The sequence below is a fragment of the Taibaiella soli genome (assembly GCF_003236175.1).
Taxonomy (GTDB): Bacteria; Bacteroidota; Bacteroidia; order Chitinophagales; family Chitinophagaceae; genus QKTW01.
On record NZ_QKTW01000016.1, the window covers coordinates 22,930 to 45,779 of the forward strand.

Genomic DNA, 22,850 nt, shown 5'->3' on the forward strand with positions numbered 1-22,850 from the left:
ACCTTTGCGGCTCATTTTTTCCCATTCATGGATCGTAATAATGTCATTGGATTTTCCCTTTTGGCGGCACTGCTAATCGGGTACATCGTTTACAACAACCACTCACAAAAGGTGATGCTGGAGCAAAAACAGAAAGATTCTGTAGCTTATGCAATCGCTCATCCTATCCCTAAAATCGATAGCACTGCGCTCAAAGCCAAACTAGCTGTAGCAGATTCTGTAACTGATTCTATCCGCAGAAGCATGCCACCAGCTTACAATGGAACCGCTCAAATGGTGAAATTGGAAAACAAGAAACTGGCACTGACGTTTACTACTAAAGGTGCTTATCCTGTTGTTGCCAACGTTAAAGATTATAAAACATACACACAGCAACCACTGTTGTTGTTTAACGGCGAGGGAAATAAACTGAGCGTTACACTGCCTATTAATAATAATGGCGTGGCCAGCTCTGATCTTTATTTTGTTCCTACGCAAAAAACGGAAACAAACGGTGACCAGACTGTAGACTTTGCTGCAGACCTCGGTGGCGGCAAGAAAATCGATATCGTGTACACCCTGCCAGCAGATGCATACATGATGAAATGTGCTATCAACGTAACAGGCATGCCAGCCAACAGCCTGCCTTTGCTTTGGGAAACACAAGCACTGCATACTGAAAAAGATGTTACTACAGAACGTACGACGACACAGGTTTACTACCGTTTCAAAAATGATGATCATGATTACTTCACTGTAAAAGGTGATGAGAAAAAATCATTGTCAGATAATACACATTGGCTCGCGCTGCGTACACACTATTTCAACAGTACACTGATTTCTGATAACAGCAGCTTTGGCCGTGTAGACATCAATGCGAACGTTACGTTGCCTGATAGCAATGTCGTAGTGAAAAGCAAAAACACAATGGAACTCGCATTGTCTGCAGGCGCTACGCAAACTGCTAATTTCAGCTGGTTCATCGGCCCGAACGACTACCGCACACTTAAATCATACAACATTGGCCTAGATGATATGGTACCGCTGGGTTATGGCCTGTTTGCGTTTGTAAAATACATCAACAAATGGGTGCTGATTCCGATCTTCTATTTCCTCGGTAGCTTCATTACCAATTATGGTATCATCATCATGCTGATGACTATTTTCATCCGTTTGATTCTTTCTTTCTTCACGTACAAAAGCTATTTGTCTGCTGCGAAAATGCGCGTGCTGAAACCAGAGGTTGATGCGCTGAGAGAGAAATACAAAGATGATCAGCAGAAATTCGGCATGGAGCAAATGAAGCTCTTCCGCACTGCTGGTGTGAATCCGCTCGGTGGTTGTTTACCAATGCTGTTCCAGATTCCGATTCTGTTTGCGATGTACTATTTGTTCCCATCGTTTATCGAATTCCGTCAGCAATCATTCCTGTGGGCGGGTGACCTTTCCACTTATGATAGCATTATGAAGCTGCCATTCAATGTACCATTCTACGGTGATCATATCTCTTTGTTCACTTTGCTGATGACAGCTTCCAGCTTATTCCTGGCGCTGTATAACCGCAACATGACGGCTCAGGATCCAAACAATCCGATGATGAAATATATGCCTTTCGTCTTCCCGATCATGCTGATGGGTGTGTTCAACAAAATGGCCGCTGCCTTGACTTTCTACTATTTCTTCTCTAACTGTCTGAGCATTCTGCAACAATTCATCATTCAGAAATACATCATTGATGAAAAGAAAATTCATGCGCAGATTCAGGAAAATAAAAACAAACCTGTAACGCCATCCAAATGGCAACAGCGTATAGATGAAATGCAGAAAGCGCAAGCTGCAAGACCTAAAAAATAGATTTTTTTGAAATAATTTTTGAAACCGGGCTCTGTTGGCCCGGTTTTTTTATAATTAAACCCAATACTGGTAAAAACCTTCGTTGGGATAATAAAATATATTATACGATCAATTTTTAGGACCTATTTTACTAGAAGAAAGCTTTTTACAAATTTTAATTAATTAAAGTTGACAATTTTACAAATAATGTCTTATATTGTGGTCGCATTACTTTGGGAGAGAGAGTATTGCAATTCACTTTTACGTTTTAATAAATCATTTTCTAAAGATATTTATTCGGTGGCAACGCTGAATTAACCTCGCTTTCGTTTCAATAGGGGTAAAGGTTTATTGCTTTCGCGCAATCAGAACCGCACAATGAAAAAGAGCCTTGTAGTCTTACAAGGCTTATTTATTTCCAGCAATTTTCGTTTTTAATATCAAGTAGTAAGTATCAGATATCAAGCTGGCGCTATAGCTATTCGACATGTCTGCATAGTATTGCAAAAGATCGAATCACAGATAAACCGCAATTCGCGATGGGCAAACACGAACCAATGTCGTTTCCTTAAGGAAAATTGAGTCGTTGTTTCTCGCGCCACCGCGAATTGCAGATGCGGTCCTTAAGGGAATGACATTAAAACACGAATGTCCCTTCGGAACATTCGCGCCAGAATAAGGCAATAAAAAAACGCTCCTCAAATACTGAGGAGCGTTCTTGCTTATCTTTTATACGATCAATTAAGCATCAATACGCGCGTATTTCGCATGTGATTCAATAAACTCTCTGCGTGGCGGAACTTCATCACCCATCAGCATAGAGAATACACTATCCGCATTTGCCATACTATCAATAGTGACTTGTTTCAGCGTACGTGACTCCGGATTCATTGTTGTTTCCCAAAGCTGTTCAGCGTTCATTTCACCAAGACCTTTGTATCGTTGTACCGCTACGCTGTCTTCCTTGCCATTCGCAAATTTCGTTACATACGCTTTGCGGTCTTCCTCATTCCAAGCATAAGCCTGTTCTTTACCTTTTTTCACGAGATACAACGGTGGTTGTGCGAGGTACAGATAACCTTGTTCCACCAGCTCTTTCATATAACGGAAGAAGAACGTGAGGATCAATGTCGCAATGTGCGAACCATCCACATCGGCATCGGTCATGATGATGATTTTGTGGTAACGAAGCTTCGTCAGGTTCAGCGCTTTCGGATCATCAGGCGTACCAACAGAAACGCCCAGCGCCGTGAACATATTCTTGATCTCTTCGTTTTCGTAGATCTTATGTTCCTGCGCTTTTTCAACGTTCAGAATTTTACCACGCAAAGGCAGAATCGCCTGATAAGAACGGTCACGACCTTGTTTCGCAGTACCACCGGCCGAGTCACCTTCCACCAGATACAGTTCACATTTTTCAGGATCTTTTTCAGAACAGTCAGCCAGTTTACCAGGCATACCACCACCGGAAAGCACGCTCTTACGTTGCACCATTTCACGGGCTTTACGTGCTGCTGCACGCGCCTGCGCCGCCAGGATCACTTTGTCAATGATCATCTTGGCTTCTTTCGGATGCTCTTCAAGATATGCTTCCAGCACACGGCTCATACAAACATCCACCACACCCATTACATCATTGTTACCGAGTTTGGTTTTCGTCTGACCTTCGAACTGCGGCTCTGGTACTTTTACAGAAATAACAGCGCTCAGACCTTCACGGAAGTCATCACCGGTGATTTCAACTTTAGCTTTTTCAAACAGTTTGTTTTTATCGCCATAAGCCTTGAACACGCGAGTGATAGAACGACGGAAACCTGCTACGTGCGTACCACCTTCAATGGTGTTGATGTTATTTACGTAAGAGAAAATATGCTCGTTGTAAGAAGTGTTATAGCTCATAGCTACTTCCACGGCTACATTACTATCAGCATCATAACCTTCTACGTAGATTGGCGCAGCCAACAACGGATCGCGTTTCCCGATTTTATCGAGCATCAGTACGAATTCGGTAATACCGCCTTCGCTGAAGAATACTTCCGTAACATACTGTCCGTCTTCACCTTGTTCGCGTTCATCAATCAGGGTAATCGAAATACCTTTGTTGAGGAAAGACAATTCACGCAGACGACCAGCAAGGATTTCGCGGTTGTAGATGTTTTCTTTAAAAATGGTAGTATCCGGATGGAAATGCTGCAGCGTACCACGTTTGTCGGAAGTGCCGATTTCACGCACTGCATATTGCGGGATACCCTTTGAGTACTCCTGTTCAAATATTTTTCCTTCGCGGAAAACGGTTGTATGCATGTGGTCACTGAGTGCGTTCACACAGCTTACACCTACACCGTGCAGACCGCCGGAAACTTTATAAGAATCTTTATCGAATTTACCACCAGCGTGCAATACCGTCATTACTACCTCCAGTGCAGAGCGGCCTTCTTTCGGGTGAATGCCCGTAGGGATACCGCGACCATCATCCAAAACGGAAATGGAGTTGTCTTTGAGAATAGTAACAGTGATGTTTTTGCAATAACCGGCCAGGGCTTCGTCAATAGAGTTATCAACTACTTCATACACCAGGTGGTGCAAACCTTTGACACCGATATCGCCGATATACATGGCCGGGCGTTTTCTTACCGCTTCCAGACCTTCCAAAACCTGTATACTTCCGGCATCATAGCCTGCTGATGAAGGCTGTAAAACCTCGTTTTCTGTACTCATATTTACTGACCGAAATAATTTTAAAAATTGCGGAAAATTCTCCACACTTTCATAGAAAAATGTATCGAATAGAACATTATATTATCTTGAAATATAACTATACAAAGATAACGAATATTAGCAGGCTTAACAAGGAAAAACGTGCCTTTTAAACGATTAAAATGACACCGGTGAATACCGTGGGAACATTTAATGAAACAGGCTATCCCAGCATATCATCCAGCTCTTCTTTACGCAGCATCATAAACACCTTTTTGCCATCTGGTGTATATTCTGGCTGCGAACACGCGAAAAGCTCGTCTATGAGTGCCTGTTGACCCTCAGGCTGTTGAATGGCGTGCTTGTTTCTGGACAAACGGCGGGCCATTTGCATGAGAATACGTTCGGTGCGGGAAGCCACAGCATCGTGCGATTCATGCTTTAATTGGTCCAGTACTTCGTCGAGCACATTTTTCTCTTCGCCGGCAGGCAAATCAGTCGGAACACCCTGTACAACAAACGTATTTTGTCCGAAAGGAGAAATATCAAAACCAATGCGTGCGAGATCCGGCAATACTTCAGTCAGCAAAATGCAATCCTGTGGCGGCATTTCGTAAGATGCAGGGAAAAGCACCTGTTGAGAAGGCGTGTTACCGGCATTCCACTGTTGCAATAAACGCTCGAACCATATGCGTTCCTGCGCCCTGCGGATATGAATCAGCATCAGGCCCGAGCGAACTGTAGTAACCAGCATAGAGCCTTGTACCAGCAAATTATTTTGCCTCCCCGATGACGGCACGTTTTCGTTTTCCGGCAACAATGTAGCGGACTGCGACGGAATAGTTGTCCCCTGTGTTGCGCCGCCATCTGTGCCATTGCCCGGCTCTGCGATTTCATACAGTTCTTTCCAACGTTGCAGGCCTTCTTTGTGCTCTACAAAATGCGCCTGATTTTTCTGGGAAAATGTATTAAACAGATAGCTTTTTTGCGCATTGGCCATCGTCTGCTGCGTATGCGGCATTTGAATGGCTGGCAATTGCATTACTTCCGAATTCAACGTGAAATCAAGCGACGGCGCGATATTATAGCGGGCCAGGGCGTGTTTCGCCGTAGCATGCAAATATGCATACATCATCCGGTCATCGTCAAACTTTACTTCCTGTTTGGTTGGATGCACGTTCACATCTACACGCGAAGGATCCACATCCAGGAATAAAACATAAAACGGAAACGCTTCTTTTTCGATCAGTCCTTCATATGCCGTCATGATGGCGTGATTCAGGAAAGAACTTCTGATAAAGCGGTTATTAATAAAGAAAAACTGCATGCCGCGGGTGCGGGTAGCAGCTTCCGGCTTGCCAATAAAACCGGAAATATTGATGAGTTCGGTATTTTCTTCTACCGGAACCATATTTTTCTCGAAAGAGTTGCCCAAAAGGCCAATGATGCGGGTTTTCAGATTGCCGGCTTCCAGATGGAATTGCTCCACATTGTTGTGCCACAAACGAAATGCGATCTTTGGATGGGCGAGTGCCACGCGGGTGAATTCGTCCAGTATATGACGGAATTCAGTGGTATTGCTTTTTAAAAAATGACGACGGGCCGGAACGTTGTAAAACAGGTTTTTCACCATGATATTGGTGCCCGGCGCTGCTGCTGCCGGCTCCTGCAGTTTTACATCGGTTGCTTCTACGCAGATGCGCGTACCCACTTCGGCATCGTGTTGCCGCGTTTTCATTTCTACCTGCGCAACGGCAGCAATAGAAGCCAGCGCTTCGCCGCGGAAACCCATTGTACGGATGGTAAAAAGATCGTCTATGTTGCGAATCTTAGAAGTGGCATGACGCTCAAAACTCATTCGGGCATCTGTCACCGACATACCTTTGCCATTATCGATCACCTGTACCAGCTCCTTACCAGCATCTCTGACTACCAGCTGAATTTCTGTAGCACCAGCATCAACAGCGTTTTCCAGTAACTCTTTTACAGCCGACGCCGGCCGTTGAATTACTTCACCGGCAGCTATCTGGTTAGCAATATGGTCTGACAAGAGTTGGATTACGTCTGGCACAGTGCAACTAAAAATTTGCGCAAAGTTACATCTTTACGGGCAGGGTTTAAGCTTGTTATTTTACAATTTCTTCAAGCGAGTTTTTTCTTTTTGTGCATTTATTGATTAAGGACTTCCGGCAGCGACAAAACCTGTAAACCTTTGTCAACTACACGATACAATTTGTCTGCATATATATCATTAGACTTTGCCGGTTCTGTTTGCAAAACTGCCTGACCATCTTTCAGGAAAAGTAACTGCCCGTCAAAATTATCCAGCACCTTCATATCGCGGTATTGTTGCTTATACAGCCAATACGCGGCAGGTTGCAAAGTCTGCAATAAATTTCCATTAACGCCATATACTCTTAGTGTACCTGCTTCATTATCCTGCAAAACAAAATCAGCAGCATATCGAGTAGCTAATGTCTGTATTTTCCCTTCCGCACCAATTACAAAAACGCGATTGGCAGATTCAACAACGGCTTCAGACGCCGGCGCATTTTTTCCATGAAAATAGATGGTCTGAAATTTTCCGTCTGCAAGATTTACATGAAAAAGGCTGCCATTATAAATCCAGCAATCATTGCCTTTTGTCCAATAAGAAGAAACACTTTTTTTGCCGAGTGTATCAAAGAACAACGGGGCTCCGGAATTCCTGTTGTATGCCGCCAAAAAGGCCGTAGTGCCGGCATTTACATCCGTTTTATAATTACCACCCACAGCGCCTCTGTTCAGTAAATACACGATATCTCCTTTTATGAAAATATGTGAACGGCTCATCATTTTTGTTTCGATTTCCTGCTCCCAAACCACTTTACCAGTTGCTGCATTCCAAGCCATCAAACCGATCCAGTCGGCCAGATAAAACTGAGCCGTATCGTAACCGATATCAGAACTAATACTGGTTTTCAAAATAGATCCGCCCCTCATCACAACAGGCACTCCTGGCAACATATTCGTTTCGGCACCCATACCTGAGGAACCCGTTTTACTGGTGACCATTTCATAATCCCAGCCTTTACCATTCTTTAGATTCAACACATGCAAACCAGAATAAGAAAAGGCAACGATGCTGTCATTGAGCACCTTTATACTTTCCGCTACATTTTTCTCCTGCGTTTTAATTGAATGCTGCCATAACTGGGCACCGGTAGTCAAATCAAAACCTGCTACACCGTCGTAACCAATATCATGCCTGTAGTCGGTGAATAAGAACTTATCATGGTCCTACACCACTATTTCTTTACCATCTGCAAGGTTAAAAACCTTAGCGCCGCCATTATAAACGACTGTATTTTTCGTCTTCTGAATATCGAAATCCCTTATCGGTGTCTCCCACTGAAACAGTCCCGTAGTGCAATTAAACAGCCCAAGTTTTCCACCACCTGCATATCTGCCATACCTGTTAATTTCCCGCAACACTAATAAAGCAGTATTGTTCTCCGAATCAATATTTATTTGAAACACATCCATCGGCAAATCAAATTGCGTGGCATTTACAGGTTGGTTACCGTAAGCACGTCCGGCAACGACTGTTTTTTGCGAAACACTATTTGCATCGTTGCGCGCTATGGCAATAAATGTTGCCCATACACTCAAGCACGTAAGAAGCGTTTTTTTCATGGAACGTAATCCTTGTGGGTTGTACATTTTAAATTATCCTGGGTTCAACTCTAGTTTGCGAGCACTTCTGGCAAAGAAATTACCTGCAATCCCCTATCTACAACGCGATACAGTTTATCACCCAGAAACTGATCCATAATTGCGGGTTCTAAAGTCGCAATCTTTTGCCCGTTGCGCTCAACGGCGAGTGTATGGTTGATATGATAAAGGATACGACTATCGTTATAGCGTCTATCCAATGTCCAATAAGCATCAGGTCTCAACCGGGCTTTGACGTCGTTGTTATTGCCATACATTATAATTGCGCCGTTTGCATCCTGCACCGCAAATGAGCCAGGGAACTGCCTTTTCAGACTTACCATTTCGGATGCTCCGCGCTCAATAAAAAATTCTTCGGGATCAATCAGCCATTTAGTTTCAGTACCGCCGGTGATTTTCAAAGACAAATGTTTACCAGTGTTCAGATCAACTTTGCAAACACTTCCGTTATAGAGCAAACAAGTATCACCCTGAACAAGCACAGAGGAAATACCCGATTCGCCTAATTCTTCAAAAAACAATTTAGCGCCAGTCTGCTTATTATATGCGGCAATAAATGGCTGTCCCATTTCTTTGTTACCAAGATGACCTTTGTTGACCAGGTAGATGTTTTCACCTGCTATAAACAACTCAGAACTGCTTGTCTTTTTCGAAGGAAGTTCATTTTCCCACAGAACAGCGCCCGTATTGATATTCCAGCAAACTATGCTTTCCTTGTCAGCGAAATAAATATTTTGATTGTCAAAGACGATATTTGATTTCATCCCTGTCTGAAAACGAACTGCAGGCACTACCGCAACCGGCGTCAGCAAACCGGTAGCAGCACCGATTCCAATACTGGCAGCTATCGCCACACCCATACCTTTTGTGGTTTTCATCTTGTAATCCCAACCTTCACCGGTTTTTATATTGAGCACATGCATTCCGGCCCAGGAAAATGCAACCATACTATCGTTGATCTGCCGAAGGCCATCAAAAGGCACATCCGAATTGCGGATAGAATGCTTCCAAATCTGTTTACCGGTTTTCAGATCAACGGCATTGACACCGTCGTAGGCTATATCATTATGGTATCCGAGAAAACAGAAATTATTGAGCGATGCAGGCAGGCGCTTTTTATCGGCTACGTTGAAAATGGAAGTTCCTGCCTTACTTTGATAGAAAATCGTGTTGCGGGTGCGGTGTACTTCAGTTCCTTTTACTCCAAAATGCCAATCAAAATTTCCAGCTTCAAAATTGAGCAGTGATAATTCTCCGTCTCCGTAAAACCTATTGTTTTCGTCCACATTTCTCAGCAAAAGCACTGCATTATTCTGCTCATTATCAATACCAATCCGGAATATCTCTGCCGGCAAACTATAGCAGGCCGCATGCAGCGGCACCTTATTTATATTGTAACCAATGATAGAGTCTCTTCGCTGCGTGGTAAAATTATCCGTCCGGGATTTTGCAGCTGCCGCAGCGCTCAGTGCCAGAAGGGAGGCAACAAAAAAGGGTTTAAGCATGTTTAATCTATTTTCGGCGGCGAAGTTAAGGAACTTGAGGTTTTTGAATTTTGCACGGGAAGGCTTAATTATTGTCTCACTGTTTATCAATCGGCAAAAACATCGGATAACGAAATCACCTGCACACTTTTGTCTGAAATGCGGTATAATTTATCGCCGATCAGGTTGTCATGAAATCCGGAAGGAAGTTTGAGCGTTATTTTTCCATCGCGTTCCAAAGCCGTTTCTCCCTTACCGTTCAACAGTATATAATTGTCTTTATACCGTCCATTCACCAGCCATAAATTGTTCGATTTTAATACTTGTCTCAATTCAGCGTTTCTGCTGAAAACACAGATTTCATTGTTTTCTGTGACCATAAAAAAATCTCCATGAAATACCGTTCCGGCGCTTGTGAGTCCTTTTATATTTTCGACCAGCAAAGTAGAGGGGTCTACAAACAATCGTTTAGCCGTTACGTACTTATTGGCAATAAAATGCTGACTTTTTAATTCGCCCGTATTTAAATCTACTCGATGCAGATCCCCGTTGTATATCCAGCAGGTATCATTTTCTATTCTGTATGACATGATTCCCCCGGTACCCAACGTTTGAAAAAATGCTTCGTTGCCGGAATTTTTATCATAGGCTGCAATAAAAGGGGTTCCAATACTACCCTGATCAGCCAACCCTTTATTAATAATATAAATCGCCCCGTTTTTGATAAATATTTCAGAACCACTCATTTTCGATCTTGAAATTTTCTGGCGCCAGATTAATTCACCTGTTTTTACATCCCAGCAGAGCAGACCTAGTTTATCTGCAATGTAAATCAAGCCATTATCGCTGGCGATATTTGAGTTAAAACCCGTAAGACGGGGCGACCCAGGCCCCATACTAACCGGAGCAACTGCCATACCCTGGTATAACCCGCCAACCATCCCTGCGCCAATGAGCGTCCAAGTAGTTCCCGGATTGCCTTTGGTGGTGGAAAGTTTATAATCCCAGCCCTTGCCGGTGTATAAATTCATCACATGCAGCCCACCATAACAGAAAGCAACCAGGCTGTCATCAATATGATATAATTCACCCGGCAGTTCGCCATCTTCCGCGGTTACCGGATGTCGCCAGATGCACTTACCCGAAATCAGATCTACGCCATATTCTCCACCAAAACCGATATTGTTTTCATAGTCCATGAAAAGATAAGGGCCGGGTACTTTTCTAATCTCCGAACCATCTGCCATACTAAATAATGAAGCTGTGGTTCCTTGCTTACAATAGATGGCGTCTTTTGACCGCCTAATATCTATCCCTTTTACCGTAAAATGCCAGCCGAAATTTCCCGTTTGAAAATTGAATGCAGATAATTCTCCGCGACCATACACGCCCCATTTCGGATCGATCTGTTTCAATAAGATCAGAGCCTGATTTTGGTCCGCATTCATACTTATCTGAAAAATCGGCGCTGAAAACTGATAGCAATTTCCCCGGATTGGTTCTTTACTGGCTGTATACCCGACTACAGAATCGGTATGAATCACAGTAAATGCTAGTTCCTTTTTTGTTTTAGCTGTCAGATTCTGGCAGACCAAAAGCGCTGCCACAAGTATTAAAAAGGGTCTGGACATTTTGGACTTTTATATAGTGGTAAAAATAAAAGAGAATTCTACCACTATCAATAGCCAATTAATCTGGTTTTTGAATGACCGGATTCCGGTGCTTCTGGAAAAAACTTCAAAAAAGTTGAAAAAAATTTAACGCAAAACCCCTACCTTTGCGCCTCGGGCGTTGAGCCCGATTTTTGTATCTACTCAGCGCGCCGAAGGTAAAAAGTGAGCTCTGTTTTCTGAACTGCTCCGTTTTGCTTCTTCATTGACTATTAATATTTAGTATACATAATATGCCGCGCGACAATTCCATTAAATCTGTACTCATTATCGGTTCTGGTCCAATTATCATCGGACAGGCTTGCGAATTTGACTACTCTGGCTCTCAGGCTGCCCGCAGTCTCAGGGAAGAAGGGATTAAAACGATCCTGATCAATTCCAACCCTGCCACGATCATGACGGACCCGATCGTTGCCGATAAAGTTTATTTGCTGCCGTTGACTGTTGAAAGTATTGAACAGATACTGGAAGAAAACCAGATTGACGCAGTATTGCCTACCATGGGTGGACAGACTGCTCTCAACCTCGCTAAGGAATGTGACGAGGTGGGCGTTTGGGAAAAATACAACTGTCGACTGATCGGTGTAGACATTAAAGCAATTGACAAAGCGGAAGACCGCGAACTGTTCCGTCAGTGGATGATTGAACTGAACGTACCGGTAGCAACTGCAAGAACTGCCAACTCTTTGCTGGAAGGTAAAGAATTTGCGCAGGAAATCGGTCTGCCGCTCGTAATCCGCCCTTCATTTACACTGGGTGGTACCGGCGGTGGTTTCGTGATGTACAAAGAAGAACTGGATGCTGCGCTGGAACGTGGTCTCACAGCTTCTCCGATTCACGAAGTACTGGTAGAAAAAGCGGTACTGGGCTGGAAAGAATTCGAACTGGAACTGCTGCGCGATGCTGCGGACAACGTGGTGATCATCTGTACGGTGGAAAACTTCGACCCAATGGGCATCCACACGGGTGACAGTATCACAGTAGCGCCGGCAATGACGCTGAGTGATACAGCATTCCAGCTGATGCGTAACACTGCCATCATGATGATGCGCGACCTTGGTAACTTCTCCGGCGGCTGTAACGTGCAGTTTGCACTGAATCCGGAAACAGAAGAAATCATCGCGATTGAAATCAACCCGCGCGTGAGCCGTTCTTCTGCACTGGCTTCTAAAGCAACTGGTTATCCGATTGCGAAAATCGCTGCAAAACTGGCCATTGGTTACAATCTGGATGAACTGAAAAATCCGATCATCCAGGAAACTTCAGCATACTTTGAGCCGGCGCTCGACTACGTAATCGTAAAAATGCCGCGCTGGAACTTCGATAAATTTAAAGGCGCCGACGATACACTCGGTCTGCAGATGAAATCAGTAGGTGAAGTAATGGCAATCGGCCGTACTTTCCCTGAGGCACTGCAGAAAGCATGTCAGAGCCTGGAAAATAACGCAACAGGGCTCACTTCTATCAGTCGCAGCCAAATGCGCCCTGAAGAATTGATCAACTACCTGAAGCGCCCGACCTGGGATCGTATCTTCCGTATCAAGGAAGCAATGTCAGCAGGCATCTCTATTAAAACAATCCGCGAGGAAACTTTGATCGACCGCTGGTTCCTTTACCAGATTCAGGATATTGTAAGCCTGGAAAATAAGATCAGAGAGTACAAACACCTCGAAAAACTTCCGAAAGATCTGCTGGCACAGGCAAAACGCATGGGCTTCAGCGACGAGCAGATTGCATCTTTTGTAAAAGACTGCACTGCCGACGAAGTATATGAACACCGCAAAGCACTAGGTATTACCCGCGTCTACAAAATGGTGGATACCTGCTCTGCAGAATTCGAAGCAAAAACGCCTTATTTCTACAGTACGTTTGAAGAAACTGCACTTTCTGAAGGCGTAATGCAAAATGAAAGCACGAAATCAGATAAAAAGAAAATCATCGTCCTCGGTTCCGGTCCAAACCGTATCGGTCAGGGTATCGAATTTGACTACTGCTGTACGCACGGTCTGATGGCGATCAAAGACTGCGGTTACGAAGCGATCATGGTAAACTGTAACCCGGAAACGGTTTCTACAGATTTTGATATCGCAGACAAACTGTACTTCGAACCAGTATACTGGGAACATCTTTGGGAGATCATTGAACACGAACAACCAGACGGCGTGATTGTACAGCTCGGCGGACAAACGGCGCTGAAACTGGCAAAACGCCTGAATGAAAAAGGCATCAAAATCATCGGTACCTCCTTCGATGACATGGATATCGCAGAAGACCGCGGTCGTTTCAGTGACTTGTTGAAAGAGCTGAACATTCCTTATCCAAATTACGGTACCGCCTACACAACCGACGAAGCAATTGAAGTTGCCAATCAGGTAGGTTACCCGGTACTGATCCGTCCTTCATACGTACTCGGTGGTCAGCGCATGCGCATCGTGATTAACGACGAAGAACTGGAAAAGAACGTAATCAATCTCCTGAACGATCTGCCAGGCAATAAAATCCTGATCGACCACTTCCTTGATCGTTGTCAGGAAGCAGAAATCGATGCGATCTGCGACGGTGAAGAAGTGCATATCATGGGCATCATGGAGCACATTGAGCCAGCAGGTATTCACAGCGGCGACAGCCACTCCGTACTCCCTGTTTTCAACATGGGCCAGCTGGTAGTAAACGAAATGATTGATATCGCGAAGAAAATTGCACTGAAACTCCAGATCAAAGGTTTGATCAATATTCAGTACGCGATTAAAGACAACAAAGTGTATGTGATCGAAGCGAACCCACGCGCGAGCCGCACTACTCCGTTTATCGCAAAAGCTTACGGTGTTCCTTACCTCAACATTGCGACCAAAGTAATGATGGGCGAGAATAAGTTGAAAGATTTTACCATCGAGAAAAAACTGGAAGGTTACGCGGTGAAAGAACCTGTGTTCAGCTTCAATAAATTCCCGAATGTAAATAAAGAACTCGGACCAGAAATGAAGAGCACGGGCGAAGCGATCCGCTTCATCAAGAGCCTGCGCGATCCATGGTTCCGCACTTTATACAAAGAAAGAAGCATGCACCTCAGCAAATAAAAAGTTTCTTATATTTTACTATCTTGTCTGTCGAAAGCCGCCCAATAAGCGGCTTTCGGCTTTTTCATGAACGCGAACCCGGTTTTTAAAAAGGCAGCGATAATAGCTGTCGCAACATTGGCCATTTTATTTCTGGGCGCCCTCTATTTCTGGCGCGAACGAGCCCTTTTTGTAGACGACGCCTTCATCCCTTATCTAATTGCAAGCAGTGGCAAACTGGCAATACAGGAACAACGGTATGGATCTTTTATAACACAGCTGGTTCCGTTACTTTCCATTAAGCTTCATTTGCCGGTTCAAACGATGCTGCTACTGTATTCCACCAGCTTCAATCTGTTTTTTCTGCTGGTTATCGCGCTGCTTACCTTCCGGTATAAACAGTATGCACTAGCCGTTTTGATGGGATTATACTATACCATTTTTGTTAGCGATTCTTTTTACTGGACCAATAATGAAGTACATCAGGGCATTGCGTGGATGTTTCTCTGTCTCGGAGTCATTTTATGGAAGAAAGAACGGCAGGTGGCGACCTGGCAATATGCAGCAACCATTTTGGTTTTCGGCGGACTGGCCATTTTTACACATCCGCTGGTAGGTGTTATTTTACTTTACCTTATCGGCTTTATGTTTCTTACCAAACGTTACTGGCCTTTCTCAAAAAAAGAAAGCCTCACTATTTGCTTACCGCTGTTCCTCATTTTTCTTGCTAAATTCTTTATCAGTCAAAACAATAATAGTTACGATTCCGGGAAGTTGTACGACATCACGCATACAACCTTGCCGCTCATATTGGGCACTTTTAAAGGAGATGCAGCCAATAGCTTTTTTCAGGATTGCAAAACTGATCATTGGTGGATATTTATCATTATTGTCCTTGGGCTCGGCACTATGCTAAAGGCGCGCAAATGGCTGCTCACGTTCTGGACCGTATTGTGCAGCGTTGCTTATTTTGTTTTCATCTGTCTTACTTTTAGCAGCTCTTACGATTTCCATACCCGTTTTTATATGCAAAGCGAATGGATGGGGTTTGCCATTTTGCTCAGCGCCCCTTTTGTTTTCTATTTCCTTCCTTTGCTTTCAGAAAAAAAAGCAGCATTGCTATTGGCCGCCATTTTCGCCACCCGGCTTATATACATTGGCTCCTCGTCAAAGATGTTTACAGAGCGGTTTGTTTACATGAATAAAATGCTGCAGCAAATGGACAAAACCGGGTGGACAAAAGTCATCATCCGGCAAAACCAGAAGATGGAAGATGTCTTGATTATGAGCTGGGGATTGCCGATAGAAAGCATGATGATCGACAGAATGAACGGGCATACGCAACTGCAGCGCACAATGATCACACTGCCGGATGAAGTAATCAAAGAGCGATTTACTACTAAGAAAAATGTGTTCATGTCTTGCTTTGTCAATGATTCTCTAAGAAAATTGAACACCCGTTATTTCGTAATGGATACCGTTCAGCAATACCGCGTTGTGTCTGAAGAGCAGTTCTGGAAAGGAGAAGATACAGGTTATGTGGCGCCGCAAAAGCCATAATGCTTAGCTTTGCGCCGCAACAAAGAACCTGTTTTGAAGAAAATACTACTCTTGGGGGTTATATGCCTGCTTGCAAAAAGCAGTGCATTTGCCCAGAAAGCTAATACTGATCTTGATTCTGTAATTATACACGAAAACCGTCTGCAAGCTGCATACGGCCGTCAGAACCGGAATATACAAGTGCTGGATGCGAAGCAAATTGCAGTACTGCCGGTAAAATCCGTAAACGAATTACTGACTTATGTAGCGGGTGTGGATATGCGCCAGCGCGGGCCATGGGGCAGTCAAAGCGATGTAAGCATTGACGGAAGTTCATTTGACGAAGTGCTCGTACTTGTAAATGGCATCAAAGTTTCTGATCCGCAGACCGGTCATAACATGATGAATCTGCCGATTCCGGTTTCTTCTATTGACCACATTGAAATTCTCCGCGGACCTGCTGCAAGAACATATGGTGTAAATGCACTGGCTGGCGCAATCAATATTGTTACTAAAAATCCGCAGAAAAGCGAAGTAAGCGCGCAAATATATGCTGGTAGCAGCTTCCAGAAAGATACCAGCAACGGCGATACGTATTACGGCTGGGGTGCACAAGCCGCTGCAACATTAGCAGGGAAAGATCAGTCGCACACTTTTTCTTTCGCACATGATCAGGGAAATGGCTATCGCTATAATACAGCATTTGATGCGTACCGCTTGTTTTACCAAAACCATTTTCGCCTCAGCGATAAAAGCAGCATTGAAGCGATGGGCGGTTATGTATCCAACAGCTACGGCGCTAATGGTTTTTATTCGGCGCCGGCAGATAAAGAATCAAAAGAAACGGTACAAACGGCAATCGCAGGCATTGGCTACACATTGCAACTGAACAAGCGGATCAAAATCATGCCGCGCTTGAGTTATCGCTACGCGAAAGATGATTATATTTTCATTCGTCAGAACCCTGATTATTACCACAATATTCATGAAACGAATGTGGTGACAGGTGAAATACAAAGCACCATCCAGATCGGCAAAGGCATTATGGGTGCGGGCGTAGAACTGCGCAACGAAGGCATCAACAGTAACAACTTAGGCAAACACGACCGTAATAATCTGGGCATTTATGCTGAGTACAAATACCATTTCAACGACAAGCTAAACGCGAGCGCAGGACTGTACGGCAATTACAACAGTGATTACGACTGGCAAATCTTTCCTGGTGCGGACGTTGGCTATTATATCCTTCCGAAATGGAAACTTTTTGCGGCCGCAACAACAGGTCAACGCCTGCCTACCTACACTGATCTTTATTATAAAGGGCCAACCAATATCGGTAACGATCAGCTGAAACCGGAACTGGCAAGCTATGCCGAAGGCGGCGTACAATACAAGCCAGGACTGATTTCCGGACAACTTAGTTATTTCTATCGCCATGTATCCGACTTTATTGATTGGGTGAAAGCAACAGAAAATGACCCATGGCAACCACAAAATTTCCAGTCGATCAATACACAAGGCGTGACACTAAGTCTGCAATATGAACTAAGCAGGCATTTACACCTTTCTGATAAGGCGCAACTGCAACTGCAGGCATCGTATACCTATCTCGACCCTTCTGTAAAAGCTTCAGATGAGCTGATTTCTAAATATGCTGTAGAAGCACTGAGACACCAGTTAATTTTCGGGGTACATGGATTATTCTTCCATAAACTGGAGATTAATTTCAAAGGAAGATACCTGCAACGCATCAGCGCGAATGACTATACATTACTAGATACACGTATCTGTTATCAGTTGAAGCAGTTTAATATTTATGCCGATGTGAACAACCTGCTCAATACCCAGTATAAGGAAATAGGTTCCATTCCAATGCCGGGCAGATGGTTTTCACTCGGAGTTAAGTTCTCTGGCCTGTTTGACAAATGATAAACTGGAATATCTTTGGGCCCTCAATTCAACCATCTATACTTTCAAAAAACGAAAACAATGAGCGTCATCCGTCATAACTGGACCAAAGAGGAAATCAGTGGGATTTACCATAAACCGCTATTGCAATTAGTTTTAGAAGCAGCCGACATGCACCGCCAGCAACATACATTTGGCGAAGTGCAGGTGAGCAGTCTGCTCTCTATTAAAACCGGCGGCTGTTCTGAAGACTGCGCATATTGTCCGCAGGCAGCACGTTACCACACAGGCGTACAAGTACAGGCATTGATGAAAGTGGATGATGTGGTAGAGAAAGCCAAGCAAGCTAAAGAAGGCGGCGCATCCCGTTTCTGTATGGGTGCTGCATGGCGCGAAGTACGCGACAACCGCGATTTTGACCGTGTATTGGATATGGTGAAAGAAGTAAACAAACTGGACATGGAAGTATGCTGTACACTCGGTATGCTTTCCGAATCACAAGCTGCAAAGCTTGCTGATGCTGGTTTGTACGCTTACAATCACAACATCGATACTTCAGAAGAATATTACAAGAACATTATCAGCACCCGCGATTTCGACAATCGACTGGATACGCTGCAACACGTACGCAAAGCGGGTATCACTGTTTGCAGCGGTGGTATCATCGGTATGGGCGAAACAGATGAAGACCGTATCGGCATGATCCACACACTGGCTAATCTGCCGAAACATCCGGAATCCGTTCCGATCAATGCGCTGGTTCCGGTAGAAGGTACACCACTGGAAGATTCCAAGCGTGTTCCGTTCTATGATCTGGTTCGTATGATTGCAACAGTTCGTCTCGTAATGCCAGAAGCTGCTGTTCGTCTTTCAGCGGGCCGTAAAGAGCTTTCACTGGCAGAACAGGCAATGTGTTTCATGGCGGGTGCGAATTCAATTTTCGCCGGCGACAAACTGTTGACCACACCGAATCCTGAATTTGGAGACGATATGGAAATGTTCCAGCTGCTGGGGCTGAAATCAAAAGCACCTTTTGCAGACAAACCTGAAATGAAAAAGGTAGCAGTAGAAGCGGCAGCACATGCTTAACGCAGTCACTCAACAGCTATTAAACAAATTACAACAGCGCGAGCTGCAAGGCAATAAACGCAGGCTGAAAGAAGCAGGCGAAGGAATCGATTTCTTCTCAAACGATTACCTGGGTATTGCCAAAACGAACGCGTTACGGGAGTCTTTGTCTCATACGGAGCCTACAGCTTCTTATGGCGCAACAGGCTCCCGCCTTTTATCCGGTAATTACCAGACAATAACTGATTTTGAAAACTGGCTCGCTGACTTTCACGATACAGAAGCGGCACTTGTTTTCAATTCGGGCTACGATGCTAATCTCGGCTTGTTAAGTTGTATTGCAGACAGGCATTCCACTATTCTTTACGATGAATATTGCCACGCAAGCATTCTCGATGGTATTCGTCTGAGCCAGGCAAAATACAGTTATCGTTTCGAGCATAATAATGTTGGAGAACTTCGCGAGCGGCTGCAAAAACATGCAGGCAACGGCCCCGTATTCGTAATCATTGAATCGGTGTATTCGATGGAAGGAGATGTAGCGCCATTACACGAAATTGCAGCACTTACGAAAGAATACAACGCCGCGTTGATTGTTGATGAAGCGCATGCCACAGGTGTTTTTGGGAATAACGGAGCCGGATTGATACAACTCTTCCGCCTGCAACACGATGTTTTCGCAAGAGTGCATACGTTTGGTAAAGCAGTGGGCTGCCACGGCGCCGTGATTGTTGGCTCACGAATACTGAAAGAATATCTCGTCAACTTTGCACGTTCATTTATCTACACTACTGCAATTCCGGAAACCGCTGTGCAGACAGCGAAACACGCGTATGAATGGATACAGCAAAACAGTGCTGTCCGGACGCAATTACATCAGAACATCCACCATTTCAGAAGTCTGCGTCAATCTTATGAAACGGCCTACTGGCTGGAAAGTGCCGCGCCGATCCAAAGTCTGATAATCGGAAATAACAATACGACGAAGGCATTGGCGACATTTCTGCATGAACAAAAAATACTTGTTTCCGCCGTCATGCATCCAACCGTTCCACAAGGAAAAGAGCGCATCCGCATTTGTTTGCACTCATTCAACAGCAAAGAAGAAATAGAACTTTTGCATCATCATATACATTCGTTTTTATGCAAAAAGCAATAGCCATTGCCGGCATTCATACCGATATTGGCAAAACAGTTGTTGCCGCCATTGTTACAGAAGCATTACAGGCTGATTACTGGAAACCAGTACAGGCGGGCAGTCTGGATAATAGCGACAGCATTACCGTAAAACGGCTTTTATCGAACACGCGTAGTATTGTGCACCCGGAAGCAGTGCAACTACAGATGGCTGCTTCACCGCATACAGCTGCAAGGCATGAAAACAGAACGATCGATTATCGTGATTTTTTACTGCCGCAAACAAACAACACACTGGTTATAGAAACCGCCGGCGGCCTGTTTTCGCCAATTGATGAAAATGGGACGATGGCTGATTTTTTACAACACCAACAATTACCTGCTTTACTTGTAACGCGTCATTATCTCGGTAGCATTAATCACACACTGCTTTGCATCGAAGCAATGAAGCATCGCGGCATTCCTTTACTGGGCTTGATTGTAAGCGGCAATCCAGATGAAAATTCTGAAAGTTTTATCCGGAATTATGCGGGCATTGATGCTATATACCATACCGGAGAACTGACTACTGTCAATAAAGAAACCATTCACGAAGTAGCCACGAAAATGAAACCGTGGATTCAAAACTTGCTGAACAATGGCTAAAACACTGAAAGAAAGAGACGCCGAGGTAATCTGGCATCCATATACACAAATGAAAGTATGGCCCGAAGCTATTGGTATTACCAAAGGTGAAGGCGTTTACTTAATCGACGAAGAAGGAAATCAATATCTTGATGCCATTGCATCATGGTGGGTGAATCTGCACGGACACTCGCACCCATACATTGCACAACGTGTCAGCGAGCAACTAATACAATTGGAGCACTGCATTTTCGCGGGCTTCACACATGAACCTGCCGTGCAATTAGCCGAACGGCTATTACCATTGCTGCCAGGCCAGATGAAAAAAGTTTTCTATTCAGACAATGGTTCTACTGCGGTGGAAGTGGCGCTGAAAATGGCTTATCAGTATTGGCAGAATAAAGGCATCGATCGCAAAAGAATTATTGCGCTCGAAGGCGCGTATCATGGTGACACCGTTGGCGCTATGTCGGTAAGTGCACGCAGCTTGTTTACGAAGAAATTTGATCCATTGCTGTTTGATGTTTCGTTCATTCCTTTTCCTACGGAAGAAAATTGCATTGCATCACTAAAGCAAATACTGGAGAAGAACGACACGGCAGCCATTATTCTGGAACCGTTAATTCAAGGTTCTGCAGGCATGCGCATGTACGGTGCTGAAGCGCTGGAAGAAATCATCACGGTGTGCAAACAACATGATTGTCTCGTGATCGCCGATGAAGTGATGACGGGCTTTGGCAGAACGGGTACGTTGTTTGCCTGTGATCAACTGACAAAAGCCGAACCTGATATTATTTGCCTTTCGAAAGGCTTGACTGGCGGTACTTTACCATTGGGCGTTACAACTTGTACGCAGGATATTTACGACGCTTTTCTCGGCGATGACGGCATGACTACGTTGTATCACGGCCATTCTTTTACTGCCAATCCAATTGCTTGTACAGCCGCACTGGCAAGTCTTGATTTGTCCCTAAAAGATGAATGCATCGAAAACATCAGACGAATTTCTGATTTGCATCGCACATTCTTACAAACTGCGAAGCAACATGAAAAAGTACTGGATGCACGCCAGTGTGGCACTATCATTGCGCTTGAACTGAATACCGGCAACGCTACCAGTTACCTCAATCAGCAACGCAATTTTATCTATCGTTTTTTCCTGGAGCGAAAAATATTGATGCGCCCCCTGGGCAATATTATTTACATCCTGCCGCCGTATTGCATTACGAACGAAGAACTTTCTTTTATCTACGAACAAATCCAAGCGCTGCTTGAAGTTATTTAACGATCAGAAAAACATTTCAATGAGCCATATTTTTAAAAATACACTGGAAAAAATAATTGCGAATGATGCGCTGCATGCGCGCTTCCTGAATACGCTTTCACTGATGGAAAATGTTGGTGCGCGGAAAATTTCCCGTTACGAACATCCGGTGCATACAAACATCACAGTGCTGAAACATGCAGCAGAAGAGGCACGCCATGCTTACTATCTTAAAAAGCAAATCAGCAAGCTGGGTGAAGATTATTGTCCGGATTATGCATTTGATTATTTGCTTGCTCCCTTTAATAGTTACCAATATCTGCATCGTCTGGATGTTTCGGTATGTCGATATTTAAAAGAAACACTGAAACTGGAAGGACGTGCAGCAGATGATGCGGCTTATATCCTGGTGACTTATGCTATTGAAGTGCGTGCCGACGAGCTCTACGGCACTTATCAGGAATTGCTTACTGCAGCAGGTTCTAAGGTGAATGTAAAATCAATCATCATGGAGGAAGCCGGGCATCTGGAAGAAATGACGCGTATGTTGAATGAATTCCACCCGGACTGGCAACCGGTTGCAGCTGCTGTTTGTGCAATTGAAGATGAATTGTATCAGAACTGGGTAGTGGGACTGGCCGCTTCGCTGAATTAGTGTGAATGGTCAATGGTGAATGGTCAATATTTGTCAGTTGTAAGCACTCATATTTCCTCGCTGGCCACGCGGAGCTTAGGAAGGAAGTCCCCTTCGTCTATGCTCAGGGTGACATGAAAGGTTGTAAAATAAAAGCTTTGTGCCTTTGTGATCGCCGCGAGACCAAAAATCTTGCGTGCTTTGCTCCTTTGCGGGAAACTCAGTAACTTAAAGTACAAACTT

General features: G+C 44.3%; 15 protein-coding genes. 9 read left to right on the forward strand and 6 right to left on the reverse strand.

Annotation, left to right across the window (positions count from 1 at the left end):
* Nucleotides 1-27 precede the first annotated feature (27 nt).
* A complete protein-coding gene (gene yidC / locus DN068_RS10250) occupies nucleotides 28-1,833 on the forward strand; it encodes a membrane protein insertase YidC (RefSeq protein ID WP_110998823.1) in 1,806 nt (601 codons plus the stop codon).
* 720 nt (nucleotides 1,834-2,553) lie between these two features.
* Here the strand turns inward: yidC and gyrB are convergent.
* From gyrB to DN068_RS10280, 6 genes are all read right to left on the reverse strand, one after another.
* Complete coding sequence (gyrB, locus tag DN068_RS10255) at nucleotides 2,554-4,530, reverse strand: DNA topoisomerase (ATP-hydrolyzing) subunit B (RefSeq protein ID WP_110998824.1); 1,977 nt, start codon at nucleotides 4,528-4,530, stop codon at nucleotides 2,554-2,556.
* Nucleotides 4,531-4,732: 202 nt separating this feature from the next.
* Entirely contained in the window at nucleotides 4,733-6,580 is a 1,848-nt protein-coding gene (gene mutL / locus DN068_RS10260) for a DNA mismatch repair endonuclease MutL (protein WP_110998825.1), read from the reverse strand.
* 98 nt (nucleotides 6,581-6,678) lie between these two features.
* Nucleotides 6,679-7,749 carry an outer membrane protein assembly factor BamB family protein gene (locus DN068_RS10265; RefSeq protein WP_110998826.1) on the reverse strand — a complete coding sequence of 357 codons (1,071 nt, stop codon included), beginning with the start codon at nucleotides 7,747-7,749 and terminating at the stop codon, nucleotides 6,679-6,681.
* 39 nt (nucleotides 7,750-7,788) lie between these two features.
* Nucleotides 7,789-8,184 carry a hypothetical protein gene (locus DN068_RS10270; protein WP_110998827.1) on the reverse strand — a complete coding sequence of 132 codons (396 nt, stop codon included), beginning with the start codon at nucleotides 8,182-8,184 and terminating at the stop codon, nucleotides 7,789-7,791.
* 50 nt (nucleotides 8,185-8,234) lie between these two features.
* Nucleotides 8,235-9,728 (reverse strand): outer membrane protein assembly factor BamB family protein, encoded by a 1,494-nt coding sequence (locus tag DN068_RS10275; RefSeq protein ID WP_123985304.1) that lies wholly within the window; start codon nucleotides 9,726-9,728, stop codon nucleotides 8,235-8,237.
* An 86-nt stretch (nucleotides 9,729-9,814) separates the two neighbouring features.
* Nucleotides 9,815-11,338, reverse strand: coding sequence for an outer membrane protein assembly factor BamB family protein (locus tag DN068_RS10280; protein ID WP_110998829.1), 1,524 nt, complete (start codon nucleotides 11,336-11,338; stop codon nucleotides 9,815-9,817).
* Nucleotides 11,339-11,610: 272 nt separating this feature from the next.
* On the opposite strand from DN068_RS10280, the gene carB reads away from it, so the two are divergent.
* From carB to DN068_RS10320, 8 genes are all read left to right on the forward strand, one after another.
* Nucleotides 11,611-14,454: a carbamoyl-phosphate synthase large subunit gene (carB, locus tag DN068_RS10285; protein WP_110998830.1), complete on the forward strand. Its 2,844-nt coding sequence runs from the start codon at nucleotides 11,611-11,613 to the stop codon at nucleotides 14,452-14,454.
* A 66-nt stretch (nucleotides 14,455-14,520) separates the two neighbouring features.
* Nucleotides 14,521-15,993 carry a hypothetical protein gene (locus DN068_RS10290; protein ID WP_110998831.1) on the forward strand — a complete coding sequence of 491 codons (1,473 nt, stop codon included), beginning with the start codon at nucleotides 14,521-14,523 and terminating at the stop codon, nucleotides 15,991-15,993.
* 33 nt (nucleotides 15,994-16,026) lie between these two features.
* Entirely contained in the window at nucleotides 16,027-17,901 is a 1,875-nt protein-coding gene (locus DN068_RS10295; protein WP_165836353.1) for a TonB-dependent receptor plug domain-containing protein, read from the forward strand.
* A 60-nt stretch (nucleotides 17,902-17,961) separates the two neighbouring features.
* Nucleotides 17,962-18,969, forward strand: a complete 1,008-nt coding sequence (bioB, locus tag DN068_RS10300) for a biotin synthase BioB (RefSeq protein ID WP_110998833.1) — start codon at nucleotides 17,962-17,964, stop codon at nucleotides 18,967-18,969.
* Entirely contained in the window at nucleotides 18,962-20,107 is a 1,146-nt protein-coding gene (locus DN068_RS10305) for an aminotransferase class I/II-fold pyridoxal phosphate-dependent enzyme (protein WP_110998834.1), read from the forward strand. Before bioB ends, DN068_RS10305 begins: the two co-directional genes overlap by 8 nt.
* Complete coding sequence (bioD, locus tag DN068_RS10310) at nucleotides 20,092-20,730, forward strand: dethiobiotin synthase (RefSeq protein WP_110998835.1); 639 nt, start codon at nucleotides 20,092-20,094, stop codon at nucleotides 20,728-20,730. The genes DN068_RS10305 and bioD overlap by 16 nt, the downstream gene beginning before the upstream one ends.
* Nucleotides 20,723-21,994, forward strand: a complete 1,272-nt coding sequence (bioA, locus tag DN068_RS10315; RefSeq protein ID WP_110998836.1) for an adenosylmethionine--8-amino-7-oxononanoate transaminase — start codon at nucleotides 20,723-20,725, stop codon at nucleotides 21,992-21,994. Before bioD ends, bioA begins: the two co-directional genes overlap by 8 nt.
* Nucleotides 21,995-22,013: 19 nt before the next feature.
* Nucleotides 22,014-22,628: a hypothetical protein gene (locus DN068_RS10320; RefSeq protein ID WP_110999061.1), complete on the forward strand. Its 615-nt coding sequence runs from the start codon at nucleotides 22,014-22,016 to the stop codon at nucleotides 22,626-22,628.
* Nucleotides 22,629-22,850 lie beyond the last annotated feature (222 nt).